A 4,253-nucleotide genomic window follows, 5' to 3' on the forward strand; every position below is an offset into this window, starting at 1 on the left:
AAGATGCTCACGAATTCATGATGACGAGCCGGATTATCATTCTTGAAGCTCCAAGATAGCAATCTCGTGCACAAGAAAAAAAGGGGACGGTGCATGAAGATTATCAATGGCATCAAATATGGGGCAGTGGCGCTGGTGCTTGCAGGATGCGCAGGTGGCGGCGGATACAATGACAGCCCGCTCAACAGCGCCGCCGTTCGAACCGTTGGCGGTGCCGGAGCCGGAGCACTGGCGGCCGATGCATTGGGTGGATCCAAGACAAAGGGGGCCCTGATCGGAGCCTTGGCCGGCGGTGCATCCTGCGTGAACGGCAGCTGTTACTGAGAAACAGTCCCATCGGCACCAACCGGATCAATATAGCATTGGCGCTTTCGCGAGAAGCACCGTCAGCAGCTTTGAATGTCCGATCCGAAACCAGCAACAGGGTGAGCCAAGAACAATGCTTCCACCCCTGTTGCTGGCATCGCTTTGCGGCTCCCATTGCTGAACAGGTTTTGGCGCCCAAGCGTTGTCGGCATTGTTGGGGCTGGTGCGACAGGCTTGTCTGATGAAAAGGGAACACAAGCGCTGCAGCAATCTTGGCAGGAGCGCATTGCTGGCTGATGATGTCCGGAACCAAGGGGCTTTTCAATGCGCCGATCGACACGCGAATGGCGTGCCTTGTCACCAGTTACCCCTATCAGTCAAATGGTGCTGGCAAACAGGGTCGCATGAGGCTTGCCGCCAAGCGACTGTATCAGGAGAATTATTTGGAAGCCTTGATCGAGCAGAGCCTCGGAAGCCCGCTGCTCCTAGCGGCGCTCCTGTTCGTGGCCACGTTTGTGCTGGAAGAAGCCGCCATCCTTTTGGCCGCAGGCCTCGCTGCATCAGGCGAAATGACATCAGCGCTGGCCTTGGCGTCGGTGGGCACAGGGATGATCGTCAGTGACTGGTGCCTGTACGGGCTGGGAGCATTGGCGGCCCGCAGCAGGCGCATTGCTGACTGGGTGTCACGGGACCGACTGGAGCAAGGTCGGCGCTTGCTGCATCGCAGCACGTTTGCAGCCGGATTGCTGGCACGGATCATCCCCTGGCTGCTGTTTCCGGTCTTCGTGGCCAGCGGCTTTCTGCGGGTCGGATTCCGGCGCTTTGCCATGATCAACGCAATCATTGCACTGGTCTACGTTCCGGCTGTTTTTTACGGCGCCTTTGGTCTCTATGCCGTGCTGATGGAATGGCTCGGGGATTGGGCATGGATGACGGGTGCTGTCCTCCTGCTGGCGATCCTGTGGGGCGGCAGAGCAGTCGCCCGGCGTTACCTGTCGGGAACGACCATTTCCGAAGGCTGAATGATCCTGCCTGTCAGAAGGCAATCCAGAGCATGGAGCAGAAGGTCAGGGTGGCTCCAGGGCAGGAAATGATCTGCCCCTTCCACCATGACCACGGCCGGTGCACGGGGCAGATGGTTTCGCAGATAATCCGCGTTCGAAGGCGGCACGAGGTTGTCCCCGGTCCCTTGGACGATCGTCACAGGAATGTTCAGATTCGAAAGGTCCTCTGCCAGTTCCTCAAGCCCGTCGCGCAGAGACATCAACTCAGCATTCGAATTGGCCAGTTCTGTCGGCAGCATCTGCTGAAAGAAATCCAGCGCAGCAACCTCCTGAAGAGGGTGAATCTCTTCCAATCCCGGATCGGCCGCGGCACCGATCAGCAGCACTCCCGCCACTCGGTCAGGGTGATCGACAGCCAGCCGCAATGCCACCGGGCCTCCATAGGAATAGCCCACGAGCACCACTGGCGGCTGTGCTGACGAGCCAATCAGAGGGAGCAACGCGTCAGCCTGCTGCTGCAGGTCGGTGACCGGCACATCGCCGCTGTCGCCAAAGCCGGGTCGATCCGGCGCAAGATACAGCCGACCTTGCGGCACGGCCGTCAGAAAAGACGACCACTCTTCGCCCAAGCCGGGACTGCCATGGATAAAGATGACCCGCTGCCCATCCGGTTGACCCGCTGCCAACATGGACAGGTCCCGTCCCAGAGAGGACAAGGGGACGCTGCGCCGACGCAATGATGCATCGTCTCCCTCGACATCAGCCTCCAGCCCGATCCCGGTGATTGCGATCATCTGTTCACGCAGTGGCTGAAACGGTTCGAGGATATAAGTCAGTGCATCTTCGGCAAAGGATTGTTCGGGGGCTGCGATGCGGATGATCTCTGCAGGGATCGGGCAGTGAGGAAGGTCAGAGATCATGTTGATTGTCCGGTAGGAAATTCAAGATGTTCATGGTTTCGGTTGACAGGGCAAATCACGTTCACGAGCTTGGTGGATACTCTCGGCGGAGACGTTCCTGCTGGCGCTGCAGCCTGATCATTCCCCGCAAACCGACCGGCTTAAACCCCTTGCGACGCATTGCCGAGCCGATGGCGAACAACATCCTGTATTGGCGCCAGAGGGTGCGCCAAGCCTCTCTCAACGTGCCCGTGCCTGCCCAGATATGGAGCATTTCAGCACCGGCGCCGTTCAGTTCGACAATGCGGAAACCGCGCCCCCGCCGCAGCTCGGCGACGCTGCGGAATCGGATATCGAAACGGCCAAATTGAAAATTTGGGATTTCCTGCGATATCTGGTCAATGACCGCTTCCAAGTCGGTCGTGACCTCGCTCAACGCATCACGATAAACAGCCCCGAGGCGCGCACTGCGTGCGTTGGTCAGGCAATGAAACTCGTCCGGCAACGGGACATGATCCCACGCCTCCGGATGACGATCGCGATAGATCTCCGCGTTGGCCTGCAGGATCGGGTCGGCCGCAACCAGTTGTGCCACGCTGTGCTGCCCATCGCCGATCACATGGGGCGGGTGGACAAAGGCCATCGACACGATACGGCCGGCATGTTCATCGGGACGACGGATGTAGAAGATCCCTGCCTCGCCCGGCATGTCAATCAGGGCCTGTAGCATCACTCGAGCGTCGTCAGGCTGCCGTGACAGATAATCGGCAAGATCCGCGGCTGACTTCAGCAGCCGCACGCCCCAACCTTGATATCCGCGATCAGGCTTCCCGATGACCGGGAAGCCGATGCTATGAGCGTCCATGGCGGCGAGTGCCTCCTGCAACCGGTCCATGCCCGGATAACAGCAGATGGTTGCGAAAGGTGGCAGGAAGCGCTGCCCCGTCGGGCCGAACAGTTCCAGCCCTTGGGATTTGCTCTCGCCCCACAGGCCTCCTGCATCCATTGCCGGGTTGGCTGCACTTGGCAAGGTCAGGCTGCCATGCCGGACGGAAAGCACCAGCCACATCAAGGCTGGAACCACATAAAACAGTCGCTCGGGAATACGGCGCTTGAACGGGGGGTAAACCGGTCCTTCGGGTGGACGGAGCAGCATCGGCGCCGACGGCGCATCAAGCTTAGGTAATGAGTCTCTGAAATAGGTCAAATGAACGGGTTTCGCTCTTTCCTGAAGTGTGGCCCGGCATAGGCCGCGCGCGAGGAAGGTCGAGAATGGAGGATGAAGCAACAAAACGCCAGCGTTTTTGGCCCTGCTCCTGCCTCATCAAGGAGGCTTTGGTCGTCAAGAAGATCCGCAAAAGACTGTCCGCGTTGCGAGACAAGCGTCTCTTAGATCGGTTTCAGGATGCTCCATGCAATACTGACAAGGCAAACTGTACAGGATTTCAAACTGGCCCAAACGATGTTCTACAGATTATGTACTCTCCTCCGGAGCGGTAGCGACCAGTGCGTTGCTGTTGCCGGCATACAGATTGCTGGCAATCCAGACCAAGAACGACATGCCTGCGCCGAGGAACTGCCCTATAGCCGGCTAATTGCCTGCCACGTATTACCTATCGTGCATCCGTTTCTGGATCAGGAAAAGCGCACGATACGTCATGCGGTAGAGGATGCGCTGGGACAGCCGCTACAGTGTATGCAGGTGACAAGCTGGGCGATCAATATCAGTCAGTCTTTCGATCCCGATGCACTGAGACATCTATCTCTGCGCATAAGTTTGTCTTGCCGACATCATATTCAGTTCCTCCGGCAGGTTCAGATCAACAGAAACAGGAAAGAGAAATCTTTTCGCCGGCCCTAGCTGATTTCTGGCGGATCCGCCATGGCTCCTGTCCCTGTCATAACGGGCATGGACAGGAACCTGTCTTGTGCTGTTTCAAGCGCTCTGGTTCGAAAGGTTACATCTCCTGGCCTCCGCCCTACAGGCTCATGGTTGCCTTTATGGCGCGCCGCCATGCGTCATAGCGGGCGTCGCGGTCGGGCG

General features: G+C 58.5%; 4 protein-coding genes. 2 read left to right on the forward strand and 2 right to left on the reverse strand.

Annotated features, from left to right (window positions below):
- Positions 1-93: 93 nt before the first annotated feature.
- Together ACLHHB_RS06690 and ACLHHB_RS06695 are read left to right on the forward strand one after the other, a co-directional pair.
- Entirely contained in the window at positions 94-324 is a 231-nt protein-coding gene (locus ACLHHB_RS06690; RefSeq protein ID WP_410217499.1) for a hypothetical protein, read from the forward strand.
- A 281-nt stretch (positions 325-605) separates the two neighbouring features.
- On the forward strand, positions 606-1,328 hold the full coding sequence (locus ACLHHB_RS06695; protein WP_410217500.1) for a DedA family protein: 723 nt from the start codon (positions 606-608) through the stop codon (positions 1,326-1,328).
- Here the strand turns inward: ACLHHB_RS06695 and ACLHHB_RS06700 are convergent.
- On the reverse strand, positions 1,295-2,230 hold the full coding sequence (locus tag ACLHHB_RS06700) for an alpha/beta fold hydrolase (RefSeq protein WP_410217501.1): 936 nt from the start codon (positions 2,228-2,230) through the stop codon (positions 1,295-1,297). The genes ACLHHB_RS06695 and ACLHHB_RS06700 overlap by 34 nt on opposite strands.
- Before the next feature lie 61 nt (positions 2,231-2,291).
- On the reverse strand, positions 2,292-3,500 hold the full coding sequence (locus ACLHHB_RS06705; RefSeq protein ID WP_410217502.1) for a hypothetical protein: 1,209 nt from the start codon (positions 3,498-3,500) through the stop codon (positions 2,292-2,294).
- Between the last annotated feature and the right edge of the window lie 753 nt (positions 3,501-4,253).

This window comes from Paracoccus sp. (in: a-proteobacteria) (genome assembly GCF_046462195.1).
Taxonomy (GTDB): domain Bacteria; phylum Pseudomonadota; class Alphaproteobacteria; order Rhodobacterales; family Rhodobacteraceae; genus Paracoccus.